Genomic DNA, 22,364 nt, shown 5'->3' on the forward strand with positions numbered 1-22,364 from the left:
CGCGGGCTCAGACGGTCGCGCGCTCCTCCGGGTAGTGGCAGGCGACGCGCTGGCCGTCGCCGAGCTCCGCGAGCGGCGGTTCGACGGCGGCGCAGAGCTCGGTCGCCTTCCAACACCGGGTGCGGAAGCGGCAGCCGGACGGCGGATCGACCGGGCTCGGCACGTCGCCGCTCAGCACGATCCGCTGGCGCCCGCGCTCGACCTTCGGGTCGGGGACGGGGATGGCCGAGAGCAGCGCCTGGGTGTACGGATGCTTCGCGTGCTCGAAGAGCTGGTCGACGGGCGCCTCCTCGACGAGCTTGCCGAGGTACATGACCCCGACCGTGTCGCTCAGGTGGCGCACCACCGAGAGGTCGTGCGCGATGAAGAGGTAGCCGAGGCCGAGGTCGCGCTGGAGGTCGTCGAGCAGGTTCAGCACACCGGCCTGGACGCTGACGTCGAGGGCGCTCACCGGCTCGTCGAGGACGATGAGCGAGGGCTCGACGGCGAGGGCGCGGGCGATGCCGATCCGCTGGCGCTGACCGCCGGAGAACTCGTGCGGGAAGCGGTCGCCGTGTCGCGGGTCGAGGCCGACCTGCTCGAGCAGCTCGTTCACCCGCGCCGCCCGGTCGCCCCGGTGCAGCCCGTGGATCTCCAGCGGCTCGGTGAGCGTCGCCCGCACGGTCTTGCGCGGGTTCAGGGAGGCGTAGGGGTCCTGGAACACGAACTGCACGCGGCGCCGCAGGCCCCGCAGCGCCGAGCCGGCGATCGCGGTGATGTCCTCGCCGTCGAGGGTGATCGTGCCCGCGCTCGGCGCCTGCAGGCGGGCCACGGTGCGACCGAGGGTGGACTTGCCGCAGCCGGACTCGCCGACGAGTCCGTACGTGCGGCCCGCGTCGACCGCGAGCCCGACGCCCGAGACGGCGCGGACGACCTCGCCGCCGCGGCCGAACAGGCCCCCGCCGCCGACGCGGTACTCCTTCACCAGGCCATCGACCTGCAGCGTCGCCGTCATCGCCCGTCCTCCTGCCATTCGCCGACGCGCACGCACGCGGCGGTGTGATCGGGCCCGACCGCGACCGGGTCGGGTACCGCGACGTCGCAGCGCCCGGCGATCGCGTGCGCGCAGCGCGGGGCGAAGCGGCAGCCGGGCGGCCAGGCCGTCGCCACGGGCGGCTGCCCGGGGATCTGGAAGAGCCGCTCGTCGCGCGAGCGCCGGTCGAGCCGCGGCAGCGAGGCGAGCAGGCCGGCCGTGTAGGGGTGCGCCGTCTCGGCGAAGAGCGGCTCGACCGGGGCCGACTCCACCACCCCGCCGGCGTACATGACGAGCACGCGGTCGGCGCTGCCCGCGACGACGCCGAGGTCGTGCGTGATCAGCATGACCGTGGTGCCCGTGCGGGCCTGCACCTCGCGGAGCACCTCGAGGATCTGGGCCTGGACCGTGACGTCGAGCGCCGTCGTCGGCTCGTCCGCGATGAGCAGCTCGGGCTCGTTCGCGATGCTCATGCCGATCATGACGCGCTGCCGCATCCCGCCGGAGAACTCGTGCGGGTAGCGCGCCATCCGCTGCTCCGGGGAGGGGATGCCGACGAGGGTCAGCAGTTCGATCGCGCGGGCCCGCCGCTCCTCGGCGCTCGAGTCGGGCCGGTGCACGCGGACGGCTTCGATGAGCTGCTCGCCGACGGTCATCACGGGGTTCAGCGCGGTGAGGGCGTCCTGGAACACGATGGCGATCTCGCGGCCGCGCACGTCGCGCAGCTCGTCGTCCGAGAGTCCGAGCAGCTCCCGCCCCCGGAAGCGGATCGAGCCGCTCACGACGGCCGTGCTCGGCAGGATGCCCATGATCGCCATCGCGGTCATCGACTTGCCGGAGCCCGACTCGCCGACGATGCCGAGGGTCTCCCCCGCGCGGAGCACGAACGAGACGTCCTCGACGGTGCGGGCGAGCCCGGCCTCGCCGGGGAAGGAGACGGAGAGGTGCTCGACCTCGAGCAGGACGTCGGCGCTCACAGGTGCTTCCCTTGCGGATCGAGGGCGTCGCGGAGCCCGTCGCCGATGAAGTTCACGGCGAGGACGGTGACGAGGATGAACAGGCCGGGGAAGTAGAGGAGGTACACCTGCGGGGTGCCCACGTAGCCCGCGGCCTGGCTCAGCATCGAGCCCCAGCTCGTCTGCGGCGACTGCACGCCGAAGCCGAGGAAGCTGAGCGTCGACTCGGCGATGATCGCGGAGGCGACGGCGAGGCTCATGCCGACGGCGATGACGCCGGCGAGGTTCGGCAGCAGGTGGGACAGGATGATCCGGAGGTTCGACGCCCCGATGCCGCGCGCCGCCTCGATGAAGTCCTTCTCCCGCAGCGAGAGGACCTGCGCGCGCACCACGCGGGCGATGTAGGTCCAGCCGAGCGCGGTGAGCGCGAAGACGATCGTGACGGGCGAGGGCCCGAGCCCCTGCACGATGACCGCGAGGAGCGCGATCGCCGGGATGATGAGGAAGAGGTCGGTGATGCGCATGAGGAGCTCGCCGAGCCATCCGCCGACGTAGCCGGCGACCGCGCCGAGCGCCGTGCCGACGAGCGTCGAGAGCAGCGCCACGAAGAGTCCGATCGCGAGCGAGATCCGGCCCGCGTAGAGGATCTCGCTCAGGAAGTCTCGACCGAGCTCGTCGGTGCCGAGCAGGTGCTCGGCGGACGGCGGGGTCGGCCCGAGCAGGAGGTCCTGCTTGCCCTGCGGGAACGGTGCGATCCAGTCGGCGCCGAAGCACACGACGATGAGCACGAGCAGCACGATGGCGCTCGCGAAGGCGAGGCGATGCTTCAGGAAGCGCCGGAGGAGCTGGCGCGCCGACCCCTGCTGCACCGCCTGATCGGCGAGCAGCTCCTCGCTCCCGGCCAGTCCAGCTCCGCTCATCGCAGCCTCACTCTCGGGTCCAGTAGTGCGTAGCCGATGTCGGCCAGCAGGTTGCAGATGACGACGGCGATCGCGACGACGATCATCCACGGCAGCAGCACGAAGACGTCGCCCGCGACGAGCGAGTCGAGGAAGAGCCGGCCCATGCCGGGGATGGCGAAGATCTGCTCGGTGACGACGAGCCCGCCGATGAGGACGGCGGAGTCGAGCGCGACGACGGTCACGAACGGGGCGAGCGAGTTGCGCACGGCGTGCCGCCAGATGATCTGCCGCCGCGGTACGCCCTTCGCCCGGGCGGTGCGCACGTAGTCGCTCGACAGGGCGTCGAGCATGGCCGCCCGGCCGAACCGGCTCCAGGTCGCGACGAGCGCGATCATGAGCGCGGCGACCGGCAGCACCAGGTGCCTCAGGTAGTCGAGGTCGAAGCCGGACTGCCCCGGGGAGTGCAGGCCGATGAAGTAGAGCGGCGGCTCCGCGAGCCCGAACTGCTGCTTCGGCCAGACCGCGAAGGTCTGGATGAGGATGAGCCCGAACCAGAACGCCGGCATCGCGATGCCGAGGTAGGAGGCGCCGGTCAGCAGGTTGTCGCCGAGCGAGTAGCGCCGCACAGCGGAGTAGACGCTGACGAGTCCGGCGATCACGATCGCGACGAGCAGGCCCCAGAAGGCGAGCTGAGCCGTCGGCCAGAGCGCCTCGCCGATGAGCTGGAACACGGGCGAGCCGGTGCGCGAGCTCGTCCCCCAGTCCCCGGTGGCGAAGTCGCGCAGCCAGAGGAAGTACTGCTCGACGATCGAGCGGTCGAGCCCGAGCCGTTCGATCTCGCGCGCCACGGCGCCGGGGTCGTGCGCCTGCCGCAGCTTCGCGAGCGGATCGAAGGTCGAGCGGACGGCCCAGAAGAGCACGAACGAGGCCACCAGGATCACCGGGATCGAATACAGCACGCGTCGGATGATGAAGGTGAACACCGTCGTCCTCTCCTGGGCCGTTCCCCGCCCGGCGTCAGCCGGCGAGACCCCAGGCCGCGAGGTTCCAGAAGGGGCCCTCGACCGGGTTGATGCTCAGCGGGCCGCCGACCTTGTCGCTCCAGAGCAGCACGTTCGGCACGGTGTCGATCGGGATCGACGGCACCTCGTCCGCGATGATGGCGTCCGCCTGCTTCGAGGCCTCGACGCGGGCGTCCTGGTCGAGCTCGGCATCGATCGTCGCGAGGAGCGAGTCGAGCTCGGGGATGTCGGCGCGGAAGAAGTTGATGCCGGAGAAGCCGTTCGCCTCGCTCGGGATGTTCGTCGAGGCGAAGGAGGCGCTGAGCGTGGGGTCCGGGAAGGTGTCGACGATCGCCCACAGCCCGGCCTGGAAGTCGCCCGCCGGGGCGATGGTGCCGAACAGGTCGGCCGGCGTGACCGCCTTGATGTCCATCGCGAAGCCGGCCTCCTGCAGCTGCGCCTGGATGACCTGCACGGTGAGGTCGCGCCGCTTGTTGCCCGCGAGGGTGTCGAGGGTGAAGGAGGCGGTCTGCCCGTCCTTCGCCCAGACGCCGTCCGCGTTCTTCTTCCACCCGTCGCCCGTCATGAGCTCGTCGACCTGATCGAGGTCGGTGGTGTACTTCGCGAAGTCGTCGCTGCCGAAGGCGCCCACGATCGGGGTGTTGAAGCTCTGCTGGGCCGACTCGATGCCGAGCTCGCCGAACAGCCGCTTCACGATCGCGTCGCGGTCGAGCGAGTAGGCGATGGCGGTGCGGACGGCCTTCGAGTCGAACGGGGCGACCGAGTTGTTGAACCAGAGCGCCTCGAGGTTGCCGCTGCGGGCGTCGATGGCCGAGCTGATGCCGGGCAGGCCCGCGTCGATCTGCTTCAGCGCGTCGAGCTGGGCGGAGGGGTAGAGCGCGTCGACCTGGCCGCTCTTCAGGGCCTGGAACGCGGCCGCCGTGTCGGGCAGGAACATGAAGGTGACCTTGTCGAGGTGCGGCTTCTCGCCCCAGTAGTTCTCGTTCGGCACTAGCGTCACCGAGGTGCCGCGGTTCCACGCCTCGATCTTCCACGGGCCACCGCTGAAGTCGTAGCCGTCCTTCATGATGGCGGCGCGGTCCTGCCCGTCGAGCAGGTGCGCCGGGAGCACGCCGTAGACGCTGAAGAGCGAGCGCCATCCGGCGTACGAGCTGCCGAGCGTCACGATCGCCGTCTGCGGGTCGGGCGTCTCGATGGACTCGATGCCGGTGTAGCCGGTCTTGTCGAAGATGTCGTCGCCGTCGCGGATCTGGAGGGCGGTGTACGCGAGGTCGGCGGAGGTGATGGGCGTGCCGTCCGACCAGACGGCGTCGGGGTTCAGGCGGTAGGTGATGACCTGCTTGTCCCCCGCCATGACCGCCTCGGGCTCCTCGCTCATGAGGTCGGAGGCGACCGGCGACCAGACGTCGTCGACGAGGCGGGTCTCGAACACGACCGGCATCGTGGGCACCTGCATGATGTAGCTGCCCCAGATGGACCCCGCGCACGTGGCGATCCAGTCGGCGCAGTCCGGCTCCTGCTCGGCGCCGATGACGAGCTCGCCGCCCTCGGTGACCGTGGTGTTGGGGGTGTCGCTCGGCGCGGTGCTCGTCGTCGAGCAGGCCGAGAACGACACGACGGCGAGCGTCGCGACGAGCGCGGCGGCGGTGCGCACGAGCCGTCGGCGCTGGGGCGGTGATACCTGGGACCTCTGCATTGGGGAACTCCGTGATCGTGTGGGAAACGTCCGGTGCCGCCACCGGCGGGGGCCGGTGGGTGGTTTGACTATAGGCGTGTTGGGTGCGGTTAGCAATGCTCATAGTCAATGTGAGTGACTAACTGTGATCGAGCGGCGCGGCGGCGGTCGGCCGCTCCGCGCCGTCGCTCCAGCGACGGCCGTCGAGCGCCCGGTGGGCGAGCTCGATCATGATCCGCTGCTCGGATTCGAGCAGCTCCAGCCCGGTCGGCTCGTGGCCGCCGTCGAAGATCCGCAGGACGACGTCGCCGCCGCGGGCGGCGAGCTCGTCGACGAAGCGCTGCACCCCGACCACCGGGGTCCTGGTGTCGAGGGCGCCCTGGTTGATCCAGACCGAGCCGCGCACCCGGTCGAGGTAGCTCACGGCCGAGTAGCGGGGCACCGCCTCCGGCGGCACCCAGGTCTGCCAGACGCCGCGGACGGCCGGGTTCATCGCGGCGATGGCCGCCTCCCAGTCCGCGATGGCGACGTGCGCGAAGCCGCCGGCGAAGAGCTCGGGCAGCCGGCCGAGGCTCAGCAGCGTGAGATGCCCGCCGAAGGAGGCGCCGGTGATGAACGTCGAGGCCGGATCGCCGAGCCCCTGCTCGCGCAGCCAGCCGACGGCCGCGGCGATGTCCTCGATCTCGCGGTCGCCGCCCGAACCCCAGAAGCCCTCGCGGAACGCCCGCCCGAAGGTCACGGAGCCGCGGTAGTTGACGGTCGCGTAGGCGAAGCCCGCGTCGATCCAGGCCTGGGCGCTCGGGCTGTACTCGTCGAGGAACACGAGGTTCGGCCCGCCGTGCACCTCGAGCACCGTGCCGACCGGCTCGCGATCCTCCGGCAGGCCGAGCCACAGCTGCACCGGGGTGCCGTCGGCGCTCGGCACCATCCGCGAGGTGAAGGCGACCCCCGGCGGGGTCGCGGCGGGCGGCAGGCCCGCGCTCGTGCCGCCGTCGGGGCCGAGCAGCTCCGCGTGGAGGGGCACGTCCCAGGCCGAGCGGAGGAGCGTGATGCCGCCGTCCCCGCGGTACCAGGACGCCCACTGGAACGCGTGCACGTCGGCGACGTCGGGATTCGCGAAGCTGCCGCCGGTCGCGACCACCCGGTGCCCGCCCGTCCGCTCGTCGAACTCCAGCAGCCGCTGGATGCCGTCCTCGACCTGGATGGCGAGGATCCGCCCGCTCGCCGCGTGCCAGTCGAGGGGGATCACCTCGCCGCGGAGCTCGGGGGCGTCGAAGTCGGTGCGGGCGCCGCTCAGCGGGTCCCACACGGCCGGACGCGCGAAGCCCGTGCGCTCGGTCGCGACGAGGAGCCGCTCGTCGCCCGGCTCCGACGAGAAGCGCACGGCGCGCACGGGACCGGCCGGCAGGTCGTCGAGGACCGCGACGGGCTCGCCGCTCGCGACCTCGAAGACGCTGACGGCGGCGCGCCGGACCCCGGGGTTGTGGTCGGTGGTGTCGTAGGAGGCCAGCCGGCCGTCGGCGGAGGGCTGGCCGTACCAGGCCTCGGCGCTCGTGCGGTGCACGAGGGTCGCGGGTCCCCAGGGGCGCGCGGGGATGGCGAGCAGGTGGTAGCCCTCCTCGTCGACGATCGAGGCGAGCACGAGCGAGCCGTCGGCGCTCGCCTCGAGCCCGCGGAGCACGAAGGGCTCGCGCCCCGGGGTGAGGTCGACGCGCTCGGCGCCGTCGAGGCTCGTCGCGACGAGCGATCCCACCTCGGAGCCCCCGCCGTCGGCGAGGTCGACGATCCAGCCGTCGCCCTCGCCCGCGATGATCGCTCCGACGGCCACCGGGAAGGGCAGCGCTCCGGACGGCGCCGCGCCGGCCCGCCAGAGCCGGGCGAACGACTCGCTCCGCTCGTCCTCCACGACGAGCGCGAGCTCGGGGTCGGCCTGGGACGGCCGGATGGCGAGCGTGTGCGGCACCGCGAACCGGGCGCGCAGCCGCTCCTCGTGGAGGTCGTTCGTTCCGGTCATCCGCCGCTCCTTCGCAAGGCCGAGTCATAGTCAGTAACGATGACTATATCGCTGACTTGAGGATGCCGACAGCCCCGGCGTCGCAAATGTCGTTGACTACGGGGAAGGCTCCCGTGGGGTACGGTGGGTGCGAATCCGCACAGATCGGGCTGCTGGCCCACCCGGGACGGCTCTGACGGGAGGACCCACGTGTCGACGGCGAAACCAGTGCAGGCGGGGGCCGCCGGCTCCGGCCGGAAGCGACGCGCGCGCGACTCCCTGAGCCGGGAGCTCATCGTCGCCGCCGCGGAGGACATCGCCCAGCGCGAGGGGCTCGACCGGCTCACCTTCCAGGCGATCGGCGAGAAGCTCGGCGCGCACCCCACCTCGATCTACCGGCACTTCCGCGACAAGGACGAGCTCATGCTCGTGCTCATCGACACCCTCCGCGCCCGCTCCTACGCGGGCGCGATGATCGCCACCGACGACTGGGTCGCCGACATCCGCGCCCAGGCGCACCTGATCCACGACCACTACATGCGCTACCCGGAGTTCGCCCTGCAGATGGCGACCCGCCGGCCCACCGACTTCGGCTCGGTCGAGTTCATGATCGGCGCGCTCCGCCGCGGCGGCTACGGTCCCGAGGAGTCCGCGCTCTACGCGCGGGCCCTCGGCCAGCTGGTCCGCTCGGCGACGAGCATCCAGGCGGCCATCGAGGCTCAGCCCGCCGAGATCCGCGAGGCCGACGAGCTCACCTGGGAGCTCGACTACCGCAGGCTCGACCCCGAGGACCACCCGAACATCGCCTGGGTCGGCCAGAGCCTCCCCGGCATCCGCGACCCGCGCGCCTGGGAGACGGCCCTCGACCTCATGATCGAGAGCATTGTGCGCCGCGCGCCCGGCCGCGACGGCGCTCAGCCGGCCTGAGCCGCGGCGAGCGCGTCGAGCGTCCCGGCGATCAGCTCGATGCGCTCGAGCGTCGAGGCGAGCGAGACCCACTCGTCCACCGCGTGGGCGCCGCCGCCGTTCGGCCCCAGGCCATCGAGGGTGGCGGCCCCGACCGCGGCCGTGAAGTTGCCGTCGGAGGCGCCGCCCACCGCGACGTCGACGAGCTCGGGCTGGCCGAGCCCCGCGCCGACGGAGCGCGCGACGGCGAGGAGTTCCCGCGCGGCGTGCGGCTCCATCGGCGGCCGGTTGATGCCGCCGTGCAGCACGAGCTCCACCTCGGGGGTGTGCGCGGGCAGGGCGAGCATCGCGCGGTGCACCCGTTCCAGCTCGGCGAGCGACCAGGCGCGCACGTCGATGCGCAGCTCGGCGTGGTCGGGGATGGCGTTCGTGACCGTCCCGGCCCGGGCGACGGTCGGGCTCACGGTGGTGCCGAGGCGGGCGTCGGCGAGCGCCGGGAGCGCCAGCACCTGATGCGCGAGCTCGGTGAGCGCGTTCCGGCCGCGCTCCGGCTCGAGCCCGGCGTGCGCCGCACGGCCGTGAACCTCGACGCGGTAGATGCTGCCGCCGCGGCGCGCGGTCTTCACGGCGCCGTCGAGGCTCGGCTCGAGCACGAGCACCGCGCCGCAGCGCACCGCCTCCTGCTCGATCAGCGCCCGCGAGGTCGTGGAGCCCGTCTCCTCGTCGCTCGTGAGGAGGATCGCGACCTCCTCCGGCCTGGCGATGCGCGCGAGGGCCTCCGCCATGACGACGATGCCGGCCTTCATGTCGAAGACGCCGGGGCCGGTGATGCGGTCGCCGTCCAGGCGGAACGGCCGCTCCGCCGCGGTGCCGCGCGGCCACACGGTGTCGAGGTGCCCGAGGAGGAGCACCGAGGGCGCGGGACCGCCGGCCCAGCGCAGATGGCGCACCCCGTCGACCTCGACGGGCTCGCCGGGACCGACGAGCGGGGCGATCCAGGCGTCGATGAGCGCGTGCGCCGCGGCCATCCCCTCGGCATCCCCCGTCGGCGTCTCGATCGAGACCAGGTCCCGCAGCCGCTCGAGCACGCGCCGCTCGCCCGCGCTCACGCGGCGTGCTCCCGTCCGAGGAAGTCGAGCAGCGCGGCCGCCGTCTCGGCGGGCGCCTCTTCGGCGAGGTAGTGGTCGGCGTCGATCGGCCTGCCTTCGACACCGGCGGCGAACCCGCGCCAGACGGCGGCGACGTCGAAGTTCCGCCCGACGTAGCTCGAGGCGCCCCAGAGGGCGAGGAGCGGGGCGGCGATCGCGCGCCCGGACTCGCGGTCGGCGCGGTCGTGCTCGAAGTCGAGACCGGCCGCGGCCCGGTAGTCGGCGCAGGATGCCGCGATCGTGGCGTCGTCGAAGCAGCGGGCGTACTCGTCGAGCACCTCGGGCGGGAACACCCCGGGCCGGACGGACCGCCCGAGGAACCGGCTCTCGAGCCAGGTCCGCGGCGCCCCGGAGATCAGGGTTTCGGGGAGGCCGCCGGGCTGGGTCAGGAAGAACCAGTGGAAGTAGCCCGTGGCCATCGCCCGGTCGACGTGCTCGAACATGTGCAGCGTCGGCACGATGTCGAGCACCGCGAGCGCCGAGACCGCCTCGGGGGCGTCGAGCGCCAGCCGGTGGCCGACCCGTCCGCCGCGATCGTGGCCGACCACGGCGAAGCGCTCGTAGCCGAGTGCCCGCATGAGCGCGAGCTGGTCGGCGGCCATCGCGCGCTTGTCGTAGCGCTCGCCCGCGGGCTTCGCCGAGTCGCCGTAGCCCCGGAGGTCGCTCGCGACGACGGTGAACCGCTCGGCGAGGAGCGGGGCGACGAGCCGCCACATCGAACTGGTCTGCGGGTACCCGTGCAGGAGCAGGACGGGCGGCCCGTCGCCCCGCACGGTCGCCGCGATGCGCACGCCGTCGCCGACGTCGACCGTCGTGCGGTCGCCCTCCACCAGCCCCATGATCGCTCCGCTCAGCATCGTTGCTTGTCAATGGCATTGACTATAACACTGGCGATCGCGCCGCCGACTCAGCGCCCGGCCTCCGCGAGGGCGAGCAGGAACTCCTCGGCGATCCCCCGGGCCTCGGGCCGGACGACGGCCGCGATGGTCCGCGACGCGAGCGGATCCTCGATCGGGATCTCGACCGTGCCGTCGCCGATCCCGCCGGAGGCGCGCGGCAGGATCGCGACGCCGAGCCCGGCGGCGGCGAGCCCGCGGGCGACCCGGTAGTCGTCGACGTGGAACGCCGCCTCGGGCACCGGACCGGCGCCGCCGAGCAGGCGGAGCACGGAGTCGTGCAGCCCGTATCCGCGGTTCAGCCGGATCGACGGCTCCTGCAGCAGCCGGGCCGCGGTGACGGATGCCGTACTCGCGAGCGGATGCCCCGCCGGCACCACGGCGACGAGGGGCTCCACGTACAGCGGCAGCACCTCGACCGTGTCGAGCTCGGGCGGATCCGCGACGAGGGCGATCATCACCTCGCCGGCCACGGCGGCCTCGATGCAGGCATCCCTCGAGCCGTGGATGAGCGAGAAGGTCACGTGCGGACGCTGCGAGCGGTAGCGTCCGATCGCCCGCGGCAGGAGGCGCTCCCCGAGCTGCGTCTGGAAGGCGACCGAGAGCTCCGTGCGCGAGAGGTCGTCCTGGGTGCGGGCCGCCGCGATCCCGAGGCGCAGCGCGGCGACCGCCTCCTGCGCGGCGCGGGCGAGCTCCTGGCCGGCCGGGGTGAGCCGGATCGTCCGGCCGTCGGGTTGGACGATCGGGATGCCGAGCGCCTCGGACAGCGCCTTCAGCCCCCGGCTCGCGGACGGCTGCGGGATGCCGAGCTCGTCGGCCGCACCGCCGACCGATTCGGTGGCGGCGACGGCCGCGAGGAGCGGTGCGTAGCGCGCGAGGGCGCGGAGCTGGCCGGTTTCCATACCGAAATGATATGAGTTCCGGTGAAACGTGCATTAGTGCCACGCACATGGCATCGGTACGGTCGGGCGCATGGCCGAACGCACCACCGCGCGCATGACGCTCGTGCTCGTCTGCGCCGGGCTCGCGACCTTCGCCGACCTCTACGCGATCCAGGGCGTCCTGCCGCTCGTCGCCGCCGAGTTCGGGGTCGATGCCGCGACGGCCGGGCTCACCGTCTCCGCCGCGACCCTGGGGCTCGGCCTCGCCGTGCTGCCCTGGGTCGCGATCGGCGAGCGCATCGGCCGGGTGCGCGCGATGCGGATCGCCGTGCTCGGCGCGGCCGCGCTCTCGCTCCTGTCCGCCGCCGCGCCGACGATCGAGTCCCTGCTCGTCGCCCGCCTCCTCTGCGGCGCCCTGCTCGCCGCGGTGCCCGTGCTGGCGATCGCCTACGTGCACGAGCAGCTCGGCGGGACCGCGGCCGCTCGGGCGGTCGCGGCCTACGTCGCCGGCACGACGCTCGGCGGCGCGAGCGGCCGTCTGCTCGCGGGGGTCATCGCGGACCCCCTCGGCTGGCGCACCGCGCTCGTCCTCGTCGCGATGCTGAGCGCGGCCGCAGCGGTGACGTTCTCCCTGCTCGCCCGCGGCGGCGCACGTACGGGACTCGCCCGCCCCGGCCTCGTCCGCGGGGTGCGGACCGCGCTCGCGAACCCGGGCCTCAGCACGATCGCGCTGCAGACGTTCCTGCTCATCGGCGTCTTCGTCGGCATGTACAGCTATCTGACGTTCCGCCTGCAGGAGGAGCCGTACTCGTTCTCCCCCGCGACCATCGCCCTGCTGACGCTCTGCTACCTCGTCGGCACCGTCACCGCGCGGCTCTCGGCGGGCTTCGTCGCCCGGCTCGGCTACCGCCGCACCGTCGTCCTGGGCGTGGCGGGGATGGCCGCCGGACTCGGGCTCACCTGTTTCGAGCCGATCCTCGCCGTCGTCGCGGGCCTCGCCGTCTTCACCGGCGCCTGGTTCCTCACGCACGCCGCCGCTTCGGCCGAGACCGGCGCGCGTGCGCCCGCCGACTACCGGGCGCACGCGAGCGCCGTCTACACGATCGCCTTCTACCTCGGCAGCGCGGTCGGCGGCTGGGCGCTCGGGCTCCTGTTCCACGCCGGCGGCTGGGCCGGCTTCGCGCTCGGCGGGGGCGCGCTCGTCGCCGTGGCCGGCGTCATCGCGCTCGCGTCGGGACCGCGCCGCGAGCCCTCGGCGGCGGCCGCGTAGCCGCGGGCGACCGCGGCTGCGGAGCTATGCCCTCCGGCGGCGGACGAGCAGCAGGCCCGCTCCCGCAGCGGCCATCGCGAGCGCGGCGATCAGGGCGCCGGCCGGAGCCGCACCGGTCTCGGCGAGCTGCTGGCCGCCGCGCGACGGCGGGGTGACCGTGCTCGGCTTCGCCGCCTCGACGGTCACCGTCTGCGAGACCGCGTCGAGGTCGTGGTGCACGGCGACCGGCGCGGACACCTCGGCCTGGAACAGGGTCTCGAAGGCGACGAGCTGCTGTCCCGCGTAGCCCGCCGGCACGGTGAAGGCCACCTCGACGCTGCCGTTCGGGGCGGTGGGCGTGAAGCTCGCGCTGCCGACGAGGCCCGTCGCGCTGCCGTCCGACTTGCGCATCAGCTCCCCCTCGAGGGTGTACGGCACCCCCGGGATCAGGTGCTCGTACTCGACTGTGTCGACGAGCCGGCCTCCGCCGGCCGGGAGCACCTGGTCGCCGTCGGCGGCATCGACCAGCGTGGTGCCGATCGCCGGGGCCGGTGCGGGTCCCGCCCACTCGGCGAGCGCGTCCGCCGTCGTCGTCGCACCGGCGGGTGCGACGAGGATGATCGACTGGGCATGGTCTGCCGCGGTCGGCGTCGCCCCGGGCGTGGTCGGCACCGAGATGACGTGCCCGTTCGCGGAGGACCCCGCGGCGGTCGCCGTGATCGTCGCCCTCCCCGCGGTCGTCGCGCCGCGCGCATCGAGGTACAGCGCCTGCCCGTCCACGACGGCGTTCACGTCGACCGGGACTCCGCCCGCGTCGGTCACGACCGTCGCCGGGTCGACCGTCACCCGCACCGTCGCCCGGTTCGTCGAGACGACGAACGGGCCGATGAGCGATCCGGCCTCCTGCGCCCCGCCGGGCGAGGAGATCGAGACGGCCGTGGCGAGCTCGGCCGGGTCGAGGCCCGCGTTCGCCTCGGCGCCGTCGGCGAGGTAGTGGTACGCAGCCTCCGAGTCGGCGTTCTCCCACGGCCAGTTGGTGTCGTACCCGACGTCGGTGTAGCGCCAGATCGCGTACTGGGTGGCCTCGACGGCATCGTTGAGCGCGATGCCGGGAGCGCCCGCGGCCGCGCCGAGCTCCTCGAGCGACACCGCGGGATAGCTGTGCGCGAGCACCCACAGCACCTTGCCCTGCACCACCGGGTCGGTGAACAGGTTCTCGCCGAGGAAGGAGCCGAGCTCGCCGACCGTGCCGTGCACGCGGGTGAGCGCCGGGATGTCGTGCTCGATGCAGTACGCCCAGAGGTCGGGCTCGCCGGGTGCGCCCGGGTCCGCCGGGGTCTCCTCGTAGATCGTGAAGGCGCCGGTGCCGCCGTAGCCCTGCTTGCCCCCGATGTAGACGGTGTCGCCGTCGTACACCGCCGCGGATGCCGCCAGGGGCGAGACGATCGCACCGGCGAGCGTCACCGCCGCCAGAGCGGCGATCCGAGCGATCCGAGACGAGTTCTTCGACCGTGCGCGCAACATTCCCCCCGAGCCGTGCTGATCCGTCGAACCGCGGGGCGCGGCACCGCACCGGCGCCGCATGCTCCCCCGCCGGGACACACGCTATCGACCGGCTCCAGGGCGGCGCTCGCGAACACGCGAACATCCCCCCGGAGACGGGGCATCCGTCCCCGATCACCCCGCCTACCGGGCGGGACGCCGCTCCCGCACCGTCGGTCCGAACAGCTCCCCGAAGCCCTCGTCCGCGTGCACCGGCTCGCCGCGGATCACGGTCAGCGCGCAGTCGTGCTGGTCCTCTTCCAGGAGCTGCTCGAGCGGCGCGATGCCCGGTTCCGCGCGGAAGACGGCGAAGTTCGCCGCCCGTCCGACGGCGATGGCGCCGTAGCCGTCCCGGCCGCCGTGCCCGAGCGCGACGGCCCCGCCCAGGGTGGCCGCCTCGAAGACCCGCACGAGCAGGTCGGGATCGCGGTAACCCTGCCGCCGCGCGATCCGCACCGCGGCGGCGGCGTCGGCGAGGACATCCAGCGACGGGCTCGACGCGAGCGAGTCCGTGCCGATGGCCAGACGGTTCCCCTCCCGGAGGTACGCGGCGATCGGCGCCTCGTCGAGACCGATCACGGCGTTCGATCTCGGGCACAGCGCGACCGACGTCTCCCGGCGCCGGAGGAGCGCACGCTCCTCCTGGTCGAAGTAGATCCCGTGCGCGACGTGCGTCGAGGAGCCGAGCAGCTCGATCGAGTCCGAGAACGCGCCGGTGCCGCATCCCGCACCGCCCGACCGCACGAGCGCGAACTCCGCGCGCATCGCCCCGTAGATCGCGAGCACGCCCGGCTTGCCGTCGACGTAGAGCGCTCGCTCCAGTGCCGACTCGGCGACGTGGCTGTGGATGCGGAGCCCCGCGTCCCGCGCGAACCGGCAGAGCTCGCGGGTGACCTCCGGATCGACGCTGTACGGCGCGTGCGGGGAGACGCCCACCTCGACCGCCGGGGCGGCTGCCGCGACCCGTTCCAGGAAACGGTCGCGTCCGCCCGCGTGCCACGACGACTCGAGCTCCGCGATGACCTCGAGGAACTCGATCCCGTCGGCGCCGACGCTCGCCACGGCCCCGCGCGCCGAGTCGTCGGTGACGATGTCGGAGAACGCGGTCGTGCCCGCCGCCACGCCGAGCCTGGCCCCGGCCAGCGCAGCCGCGCGCCACTCCGACGGATCCGCGACGAGCTCGTAGCGCGCCTCGAACGCCTCGGACCAGTCCTCGAACCCCGCGTACGCCGTACCGGCCACCTCCGCGAAGCCCGTGTACTGGAGATGCGTGTGGGCGTTGACCAGGCCCGGGGTCATCACTCCGGGCACCCGGTGCTGCGGCGCATCGGCGTACTCCGCGGGCAGCTCGGCGGCCGGTCCGACCCAGGCGAACCGCCCGCCGCGGACCGCGACGGCCGGCTGGGCCGGCGTCTCCCGGAGCTGAGGCGAGAGCAGCGCGTCGGGCCGGACGACGTAGTCGGCTACCATGCGCGCATCGCCTGCCGGATGGTCTCGGTGAGCGGCTCGAGCGCGCCGCCGTCCGCCGCGAGCCGCAGCCGCGCCACCTCCTCCTCCGCGTCGTCGTCCATCCGATGGACGCCGGCGGCGGTCGGGATGGCGCCGGTCGAGATGCGCGCGGCGGCGATCGCCTGCAGCGACAGCGAGAGGTCCATGACCTCGATGGGGTTGCCCTCGGCGGCCGAGACGTTCATGCACTCCCCGTCGGCGATCACGGAGACCGTGCGCCCGTCGACGAGATACTCGTCGACGCCCGGCCGCACCGGCGTCCGGGAGCCGGAGGCACGGAGCCGGGCCATCGGGATCTCCTCCTCCTCCCCGCCCGCGACGGCCAGGAAGACGCCGTCGCGGAGGAACGCGAGGTGCTCTGGGGTGATCGTGTCGCGGAGCCCGGTGGCGGTGAACACCACGTCGGCGTCCCGACCCGCGACGGAGATCGGAGCGACCTCGTGCCCGTCGTAGGCGGCCTGGAGCGCCTTGATCGGGTCGATCTCGGAGACGACGATGCGCGCCCCCATCGCCGCGGCGTGCCGCGCGACCCCGCGTCCCACCCAGCCGTAGCCGACGACGAGGCATGTCCGGCCCGCGAGCTGCAGGTTCGTCAGGTCGAGGAACGTCATCACGCACGACTGCCCGGTGCCGTAGAGGTTGTCGAAGAGGTACTTCGAGCGGGCGTCGTTCACGGCGAGGACGGGGATCCGGAGCTCGCCGTCCTCGGCCATCGCGCGGAGCGGCCGGACGCCGCTCGTCGTCTCCTCCGCAGCGCCCAGGAGCGTGCCGAGCAGCTCCGCGTGGTGGCTGTGCAGGCGACGGATCATCGTCGCGCCGTCGTCGATGAGCACTTCGAGGCCGCTGCTGAGGAACGCGTCCGCCAGCGCGTCGTTCTCGGCCGGGGACGCGGTGGCGGAGGCGTATACGTCGACGCCCCGCCGCGCGAGCGCCGCCGCGACGTCGTCGCTCGTGCCGCTCGGGGGGCAGTGCACCGCGACATCGGCGCCGGCGCGGGCGAGCGCGAGCGCGAGGTTCGCCGTCTTCGGCTCGAGCGTCAGGCAGATCCCGATCCGCTTGCCCGCCACGCCGCCCGCGGCCGCGATCTCCGCGGACACCGACGCCAGCACCGGCATCCGGGCCGCCGCCCAATCGAGCTTGAGGTCTCCGTCGTCCTCGAACATCGTCATTCCAGTCCTTCGCTCAGGCCCGCGAGCACGTCGTCGACGTGTCGCTGGTCGGGTTCGTCGAGAGTGATGCCGCCGGCGCGGAGCCGCGCGGCGGCGATGGCGTCATCGAGGTGCTTCGGGAGCACGTTGACCCCCACCGGCAGCTCGGTGCCCGCGAGGTGGTGGGCGCCGAGGCCCTGGACCGCGAACGTGAGGTCCATGATCTCGATGGGGTGGCCGCTGCCGCCCGCGATGTTGACCAGGGCGCCCTCGCTCAGGACGTTCACGACGCGACCGGACAGGTCGAAGGCGCGGATCTGCGGGCGCGCCTGGCGGGACGACGTCGCCGCCGACTCGAGCGCCGGCACGTCGATCTCGAGGTCGTGATGGCCGGCGTTCGCGAGGATCGCCCCGTCGGACAGCAGGTCGAACTCCGGGAGTCCGACCGCTCGGATCCCACCGGTCGCGGTGATGACCGCGGCGGCCCCGGGCAGGAGGTCCGCGGCGCTGCCGACGGCGTGACCGTCCATCATCGCCTCGAGCGCTCGGACGGGATCGACCTCGAGCACGCCGACGCGTGCGCCGAGCGCCTTCGCGTACGTCGCGATGCCGCGACCGACCCAGCCGTAGCCGACCACGACGATGCGCATCCCGGCGATCTGCATGTTGGTCAGCGCGAGCAGCGCCTGCACGGTGGTCTGGCCGGTGCCGTACCGGTTGTCGAACAGGTGCTTGCACCGGGCGTTGTTGGCGGTGAGCGCGGGGAACGGCAGCATGCCGGCGCTCGCCATCCGCTCGAGCCGGTGCGTGCCGGTCGTCGTCTCCTCGGTCACGCCCGCGAGCCGCCGGAACGCGTCGGGACGATGCTTCGCCATCCGGACGGTGAGCTCGGCCCCGTCGTCGATGACGATCTCGGGCTCGGTGTCGGCGAGCGCGAGCAGGTCCTCCTCCCACTCCGGATACCCGCCGCCCTCGCGGCCGATCACGGTGAGCCCGTCCGCCCGGAGCGCCTCGACGACGTCGTTGCGGGTGGTGAATGGGTTGCTGCCCCCGACCACGACCTCGGCGCCGGCCTCGGCGAGGATCTTCGCCAGGAAGGCGGTCTTCGCCTCGAGGTGCACGACGACCGCGACCCTCCGCCCGCGGAGGGCGCCGTCGGCGAGCGTCTCGCGGACGTACCCGTCGAGGACGGGCGAGTTGCGGCGCACCCACTCGATCTTCCGTCGTCCCTCGGCGATCGCCTCGTCCACAGCCTGCCCCGTCATCGTCGTCCTCCTACCAAAGCGGTCTCGGTGCACATCTCGTAGAGCATCGCCAGGAAGCGATCCCTGGACATCTCGCGCAGCAGTCGCACGCGAGGGGCCTCGCGTGCGGTGCGCCGGTCGATCATCAGCTGCCCGCGCGACTCGTCCGCCAGGCCGACCCGGACCGGGCGCGCCTCGGCGCCGGTCACGATCGCGGGGTCGAGCGCGACGGTCATCGCGAGCGGGTCGGGCAGATCGAACCCGCCGAGCCCCTGGACCTCGCGGCAGTACCGGTCGAGCTCCGACACGAGGGCCAGCACGAACGCGCCGGTCTCGGTGCCCAGCGCCTCGATCGCACGGCATTCCTCGGAGCCGATCACGGCGGCCTGGCGCGAGGCGTCCCAGCCGACGAGCTCGACCTCCCCGTCCGCGGAGAGCACGATGTGCGCGGCTTCCGGGTCCGCCCACATGTTGTACTCGGCGACATCCGAGATGTTGCCGTGGCCGTCGGCCGCCCCGGCCATGCTGACGACGCGGTCGAAGCGGGTCAGGAAGGCCGGATCGAGGAGCACCGCGGTCGCGATGTTCGTGAGCGGCCCGAGGGTGACGAGCGTCAGCTCGCCTTCGTGGGCGCGGGCCAGTCGCACGAGCTCCGCGGCCGCGGAGGGCTCCGACCGGGGTGCGGGCTGGCGCGGCGGTTCCGCGCTGCCCATCCCCGACTCGCCGTGCACGTCCTGCCCGGTCGTGAGGGGTCGCACCATCGGCGACGCCGCCCCGGGATGCACCGGCACGTCGCCGAGTCCGCTCCGCTCCAGCACCCAGCGTGCGTTCCGTGTGGCGACCTCGACGGGGACGTTCCCCGCGACGGTCGTGACGGCCACGATCTCGGCATCCCGGTCGAACGCGGCGAGCATGATCGCGATCGCATCATCGGCCGCAGTATCGGTGTCGATCACCAACTTGACCCCTGCGCGCTCCAGTGGCATCTTTCCTCCTGATTTCGATTGCCCGACTCTAAACGTTTAGAGCTTGCGATGTCAACGAAATCAAATCCGCCGGAAATTCAAGGAACAAGGCTTGACCTCATCTCACTAAACGTTTAGATTTGGCGACCAACGCCAGAGCTGCTGGTACGACGACGTGCACGAACTCCCCCGAAGGCCGTCGTCGTCGAGAGAGGAGATCTCCCCATGCATTCGAGTACACGCGGCGCCGTATCGCGACGAGTCATCGCGACGCTCACCAGCGCGGCGATCGCCGGCGCCCTCATCGGCTGCGCCTCGTCCGCCGAGTCGAGCGCGCTGACGGGCGGCGCCGTCCCCGACAACGAGACCACCCTCACCGTCTGGTCCTTCCTCCCCTCGAACTACGACGGCGGCGCGGAGGCCTACGCCGAGCTCATCGACCGCTTCGAGGAGCGCTATCCCCAGGTCACCGTCGACCTCGTGGACCAGCCCTACCCGACCTACTTCGACCAGCTCCGCAACGCCAGCGTGGCACGCAAAGGCCCCGACGTGGTGACGATGTACGGCGCGGCCCAGGCGTTCAGCTTCAAGAACGCGCTGTTCCCGCTGCAGGACGCGCTCGACCCGGAGGTGCTCGACGCGCTCCGCTTCGTCCCGGAGACGTACTCGAAGGACGGCAACCTGTACGTGGCGCCCGTCGGCACGTACGGGTACACGATGATGGCCAACGACGAGCTCCTCGCGGCGAACGGCGTGGACCCGGCGGAGGCCCTCTCCTCCTGGGACGCGCTCCTCGACACCTGCACCACGCTCGCGGACGCGGGCGTCCAGCCGATCGCGACCGGCTGGAAGGACGGCATCCTCCTCGAGACCTACCTCTACATGTTCACGGCCCAGCTGATGGACGAGACCCAGCTGAGCGCCTGGATCGACGGGACGATGCAGATCGACGATCCGCTCTTCGCCGAGGCGGTCGACGCGACCCTCGAGATGCGGGACGCCGGATGCTTCGGCGGCGACGCCTCGCTCGGCCGCACCATGTACACCGACAGCTTCGACCAGTTCGACACGGGCGCCGCCGCGTTCGGCATCGGCTCGACGAGCGACCAGGTGGTTCGCGCCGAGGGCGTGCTGCCGGCGGTGTCGGTGCACGCCTTCCCGCAGCTGCCCGGTTCGCACTACGAGCAGCTCATCGACGCGGGCCCCGAGGCCGGCTGGGGCGTGACCCGCTGGACGAAGTCGCCGGAGGCGGCGGTCGCGTTCGTGGACTTCCTCGCGAGCGAGGAGGCCCAGATGGTGCTGTGGGAACAGACCCGGGTCGTGCCGAACGTCGAGGGCTTCGCCGAGCCCGCCAGCACCCCGACCCAGCAGCAGTTCATCGATCTCATCCAGATGCCGGAGAACCACACGGGCTTCGCCGCGTTCCCCGTGCCGGTGCTCGCCTCGCTCGAGCGCAACGCGGTCCCGCTGATGGCCGGCGACCTCAGCACCGAGGAGCTGCTCGCGAAGGCCGCGACCGCGTCGAGGGCGGGCTAGTGGCGGTGCGAACACCGGCGGCCGCGCGAACGCGCACGCGTTCGACCGCCGAGTCGAAGACGGCGTTCCTGGTCCTGCTACTGCCGGCGATCCTGCTCGAGACCGCCGTCTTCTTCCTCCCCATGGTGTACGTGTTCGTGCAGTCGTTCTTCGACTGGCAGCCCGGGTTCGACTCCGCCTTCATCGGCGTGGAGAACTACGCGGTCCTGTTCACGAGCGCGGACTTCTGGCAGGTCGTCGGCAACCAGCTGTTCTACCTGCTCGGAGTGCCGGTGTTCGTCTTCGCCCCGCTCGTCGTCGGCTTCGCTCTCCGCGAGAAGGTGCCGGCGTCCGGCTTCTTCCGCTCGGTGTACTTCCTGCCGGCGGTGATGTCGCCCGCGATCGTGGGGCTCGTGTTCCGCACGCTCTTCGCGACCGACGGTCCGCTCAACGCCGTCATCGTCGGCCTCGGCGGCGCACCCGTCGGCTGGCTGACGGACTCCGCGATCGTGAAGCCCGTCATCGTGCTGCTGGTGCTGTGGGCCGGGTTCGGCACCGGGGTCCTGATCTTCTCCGCCGCGTTCTCGGCGGTGCCCAGCTCCCAGTTCGAGGCGGCCCGCCTCGACGGGGTGGGGTTCTGGGGCGAGTTCTGGCACATCGCGATCCCCAGCGTGCGGCCCACGATCTCGTTTTGGACGATGTTCCAGATCGTCTCGCTGTTCCTCTTCATGTTCGGCTGGGTCTACGTCCTCACCGGGGGCGGACCCGGCCTGGCGAGCGCGACCATGGACTTCTCGATCTACCAGACCTTCATGCGATTCGGGTTCTTCGGGCAGGCGGCGGCGCAGTCGGTCGTCCTGATCCTGCTGATCGTCGCGAGCGCCGCGCTCGTCGGGCTCGTCCAGCTCCCGCGCGCGATCCGAGGCCGCCGCGCGGCGGAAGGAGTCGTCCGATGAAGACGCGTACGAGCTGGGCTCGCACCGCCATCGCGATCGCGATCTGCGTGCCCTTCGTCATCCCGTTCCTGTCGCTCGTCTCGACCGCGACGCGGGAGTCCCAGGATTTCAAGAGCGCCCCCGGCGGCCTCCCGCACTCGTTCACCCTCGACCACCTGATCGAGGCGTGGACCACTGCCGACCTCGGGCGCGCGCTCGTGTCGACCCTGGTGATGGCGACCATCGCCTGCGTGATCGCGACCGGCGGCGGTCTCGCCGCCGCGTTCTGGCTGCGGCTGCACGACGGCAGGATCGCCGGGATGCTCCGGGGCCTGCTGATGATCGGGTACGCGGTTCCCGCCGTCGCCTGGCTGATCCCGGTGTTCGTCACCCTCTCCACGGCGGGTCTCACCGACAACGTCGCGGTCGCCGGCGCGGTCTACGGCATCTCGGCCATCCCGTTCTCGATCTACCTGTTCAGCACCTTCTACCGGCAGGTGCTGAACGAGGAGCTCCTGGAGGCCTGCTCCCTGGACGGCGCCGGCGTCCTGCGGACCTTCTGGAGCATCGGCGTCCCGCTCGCCCGCCCGGTCATCGCCTCGGTCGTCGCGCTCGTGTTCGTGTGGTGCTTCGGCGATCTCCTCGTGCCGGCCACCCTGCTGCAGGGGGATCCGGCGAACTACCCGCTCACCCTCGCGACGACCACCCTCACGACGCGGGAAGAGGTGAACCTGCAGGGCCAGGCGGCAGCGGCGCTCGTCTCGCTGCTCCCCGTCCTCGTCGTCTTCGCGTTCGCGCAGAAGTCGCTCGCCGCGGGCTTCGCCGAAGGGTCGGAGAAATGAGTCCGCGACACCTCCAGCCGATGC

Annotated in this window: 19 protein-coding genes; 5 read left to right on the forward strand and 14 right to left on the reverse strand. The window is 72.5% G+C overall.

The window, feature by feature from the left end; genetic code table 11:
• Positions 1-7 precede the first annotated feature (7 nt).
• The 6 genes from ROT00_RS11535 to ROT00_RS11560 all read right to left on the reverse strand — a co-directional run bounded on the left by ROT00_RS11535 (position 8) and on the right by ROT00_RS11560 (position 7,581).
• Positions 8-994 (reverse strand): ABC transporter ATP-binding protein, encoded by a 987-nt coding sequence (locus ROT00_RS11535; protein ID WP_404774989.1) that lies wholly within the window; start codon positions 992-994, stop codon positions 8-10.
• Complete coding sequence (locus ROT00_RS11540) at positions 991-1,989, reverse strand: ABC transporter ATP-binding protein (RefSeq protein WP_404774991.1); 999 nt, start codon at positions 1,987-1,989, stop codon at positions 991-993. The genes ROT00_RS11535 and ROT00_RS11540 overlap by 4 nt, the downstream gene beginning before the upstream one ends.
• A complete protein-coding gene (locus tag ROT00_RS11545; protein WP_404774992.1) occupies positions 1,986-2,888 on the reverse strand; it encodes an ABC transporter permease in 903 nt (300 codons plus the stop codon). Before ROT00_RS11545 ends, ROT00_RS11540 begins: the two co-directional genes overlap by 4 nt.
• Complete coding sequence (locus tag ROT00_RS11550) at positions 2,885-3,853, reverse strand: ABC transporter permease (protein WP_404774994.1); 969 nt, start codon at positions 3,851-3,853, stop codon at positions 2,885-2,887. The genes ROT00_RS11545 and ROT00_RS11550 overlap by 4 nt, the downstream gene beginning before the upstream one ends.
• Positions 3,854-3,887: 34 nt before the next feature.
• Positions 3,888-5,588 (reverse strand): peptide ABC transporter substrate-binding protein, encoded by a 1,701-nt coding sequence (locus ROT00_RS11555; RefSeq protein WP_404774995.1) that lies wholly within the window; start codon positions 5,586-5,588, stop codon positions 3,888-3,890.
• A 118-nt stretch (positions 5,589-5,706) separates the two neighbouring features.
• Entirely contained in the window at positions 5,707-7,581 is a 1,875-nt protein-coding gene (locus ROT00_RS11560; protein WP_404774997.1) for a S9 family peptidase, read from the reverse strand.
• 189 nt (positions 7,582-7,770) lie between these two features.
• Here ROT00_RS11560 and ROT00_RS11565 point away from each other — a divergent pair, with 189 nt between their 5' ends.
• Positions 7,771-8,487, forward strand: coding sequence for a TetR/AcrR family transcriptional regulator (locus tag ROT00_RS11565; protein WP_404774999.1), 717 nt, complete (start codon positions 7,771-7,773; stop codon positions 8,485-8,487).
• Here the strand turns inward: ROT00_RS11565 and ROT00_RS11570 are convergent.
• From ROT00_RS11570 to ROT00_RS11580, 3 genes are read right to left on the reverse strand one after another with little or no spacing between them, the layout of a single operon-like run.
• Positions 8,475-9,575: a M20 family metallopeptidase gene (locus ROT00_RS11570; RefSeq protein WP_404775000.1), complete on the reverse strand. Its 1,101-nt coding sequence runs from the start codon at positions 9,573-9,575 to the stop codon at positions 8,475-8,477. The two genes, ROT00_RS11565 and ROT00_RS11570, sit on opposite strands and share 13 nt — an antisense overlap.
• Positions 9,572-10,471 carry an alpha/beta hydrolase gene (locus ROT00_RS11575; protein WP_404775002.1) on the reverse strand — a complete coding sequence of 300 codons (900 nt, stop codon included), beginning with the start codon at positions 10,469-10,471 and terminating at the stop codon, positions 9,572-9,574. Before ROT00_RS11575 ends, ROT00_RS11570 begins: the two co-directional genes overlap by 4 nt.
• 50 nt (positions 10,472-10,521) lie before the next feature.
• Positions 10,522-11,412 (reverse strand): LysR family transcriptional regulator, encoded by an 891-nt coding sequence (locus ROT00_RS11580; RefSeq protein ID WP_404775004.1) that lies wholly within the window; start codon positions 11,410-11,412, stop codon positions 10,522-10,524.
• A gap of 70 nt (positions 11,413-11,482) precedes the next feature.
• On the opposite strand from ROT00_RS11580, the gene ROT00_RS11585 reads away from it, so the two are divergent.
• Positions 11,483-12,661: an MFS transporter gene (locus tag ROT00_RS11585; RefSeq protein ID WP_404775005.1), complete on the forward strand. Its 1,179-nt coding sequence runs from the start codon at positions 11,483-11,485 to the stop codon at positions 12,659-12,661.
• A gap of 24 nt (positions 12,662-12,685) precedes the next feature.
• Here the strand turns inward: ROT00_RS11585 and ROT00_RS11590 are convergent, their stop codons facing one another.
• The 5 genes from ROT00_RS11590 to ROT00_RS11610 form a co-directional block, all read right to left on the reverse strand.
• Positions 12,686-14,104, reverse strand: coding sequence for a VaFE repeat-containing surface-anchored protein (locus ROT00_RS11590; protein WP_404775007.1), 1,419 nt, complete (start codon positions 14,102-14,104; stop codon positions 12,686-12,688).
• 222 nt (positions 14,105-14,326) lie between these two features.
• Complete coding sequence (locus tag ROT00_RS11595; protein WP_404775009.1) at positions 14,327-15,652, reverse strand: amidohydrolase family protein; 1,326 nt, start codon at positions 15,650-15,652, stop codon at positions 14,327-14,329.
• Positions 15,646-16,860, reverse strand: coding sequence for an adenosylhomocysteinase (locus tag ROT00_RS11600; RefSeq protein ID WP_404775010.1), 1,215 nt, complete (start codon positions 16,858-16,860; stop codon positions 15,646-15,648). The genes ROT00_RS11595 and ROT00_RS11600 overlap by 7 nt, the downstream gene beginning before the upstream one ends.
• Positions 16,857-18,104, reverse strand: coding sequence for an adenosylhomocysteinase (locus tag ROT00_RS11605; RefSeq protein ID WP_404775012.1), 1,248 nt, complete (start codon positions 18,102-18,104; stop codon positions 16,857-16,859). The genes ROT00_RS11600 and ROT00_RS11605 overlap by 4 nt, the downstream gene beginning before the upstream one ends.
• A complete protein-coding gene (locus ROT00_RS11610; protein WP_404775013.1) occupies positions 18,101-19,039 on the reverse strand; it encodes a nucleoside hydrolase in 939 nt (312 codons plus the stop codon). The genes ROT00_RS11605 and ROT00_RS11610 overlap by 4 nt, the downstream gene beginning before the upstream one ends.
• A 234-nt stretch (positions 19,040-19,273) precedes the next feature.
• Between ROT00_RS11610 and ROT00_RS11615 the strand changes: the two genes are divergently transcribed.
• Genes ROT00_RS11615 through ROT00_RS11625 form a run of 3 tightly spaced genes read left to right on the forward strand, consistent with a single transcriptional unit; the run spans position 19,274 to position 22,340 of the window.
• Positions 19,274-20,584: an ABC transporter substrate-binding protein gene (locus ROT00_RS11615; protein WP_404775015.1), complete on the forward strand. Its 1,311-nt coding sequence runs from the start codon at positions 19,274-19,276 to the stop codon at positions 20,582-20,584.
• Positions 20,584-21,519, forward strand: a complete 936-nt coding sequence (locus tag ROT00_RS11620; RefSeq protein WP_404775017.1) for a carbohydrate ABC transporter permease — start codon at positions 20,584-20,586, stop codon at positions 21,517-21,519. The genes ROT00_RS11615 and ROT00_RS11620 overlap by 1 nt, the downstream gene beginning before the upstream one ends.
• Positions 21,516-22,340, forward strand: coding sequence for a carbohydrate ABC transporter permease (locus ROT00_RS11625; protein WP_404775019.1), 825 nt, complete (start codon positions 21,516-21,518; stop codon positions 22,338-22,340). Before ROT00_RS11620 ends, ROT00_RS11625 begins: the two co-directional genes overlap by 4 nt.
• Positions 22,341-22,364 lie beyond the last annotated feature (24 nt).

It is taken from the genome of Agromyces mediolanus, from assembly GCF_044917495.1.
GTDB classification, from domain to species: Bacteria; Actinomycetota; Actinomycetes; order Actinomycetales; family Microbacteriaceae; genus Agromyces; species Agromyces mediolanus_B.

Bases quoted from the DNA above. Each gene is read 5' to 3' on its own strand.
- ROT00_RS11535 (WP_404774989.1), bottom strand. From the start codon at position 994: ATGACGGCGACGCTGCAGGTCGATGGCCTGGTGAAGGAGTACCGCGTC.
- ROT00_RS11545 (WP_404774992.1), bottom strand. From the start codon at position 2,888: ATGAGCGGAGCTGGACTGGCCGGGAGCGAGGAGCTGCTCGCCGATCAG.
- ROT00_RS11555 (WP_404774995.1), bottom strand. From the start codon at position 5,588: ATGCAGAGGTCCCAGGTATCACCGCCCCAGCGCCGACGGCTCGTGCGC.
- ROT00_RS11560 (WP_404774997.1), bottom strand. From the start codon at position 7,581: ATGACCGGAACGAACGACCTCCACGAGGAGCGGCTGCGCGCCCGGTTC.
- ROT00_RS11575 (WP_404775002.1), bottom strand. From the start codon at position 10,471: ATGCTGAGCGGAGCGATCATGGGGCTGGTGGAGGGCGACCGCACGACG.
- ROT00_RS11580 (WP_404775004.1), bottom strand. From the start codon at position 11,412: ATGGAAACCGGCCAGCTCCGCGCCCTCGCGCGCTACGCACCGCTCCTC.
- ROT00_RS11585 (WP_404775005.1), top strand. From the start codon at position 11,483: ATGGCCGAACGCACCACCGCGCGCATGACGCTCGTGCTCGTCTGCGCC.
- ROT00_RS11595 (WP_404775009.1), bottom strand. From the start codon at position 15,652: ATGGTAGCCGACTACGTCGTCCGGCCCGACGCGCTGCTCTCGCCTCAG.
- ROT00_RS11600 (WP_404775010.1), bottom strand. From the start codon at position 16,860: ATGACGATGTTCGAGGACGACGGAGACCTCAAGCTCGATTGGGCGGCG.
- ROT00_RS11605 (WP_404775012.1), bottom strand. From the start codon at position 18,104: ATGACGGGGCAGGCTGTGGACGAGGCGATCGCCGAGGGACGACGGAAG.
- ROT00_RS11615 (WP_404775015.1), top strand. From the start codon at position 19,274: ATGCATTCGAGTACACGCGGCGCCGTATCGCGACGAGTCATCGCGACG.
- ROT00_RS11625 (WP_404775019.1), top strand. From the start codon at position 21,516: ATGAAGACGCGTACGAGCTGGGCTCGCACCGCCATCGCGATCGCGATC.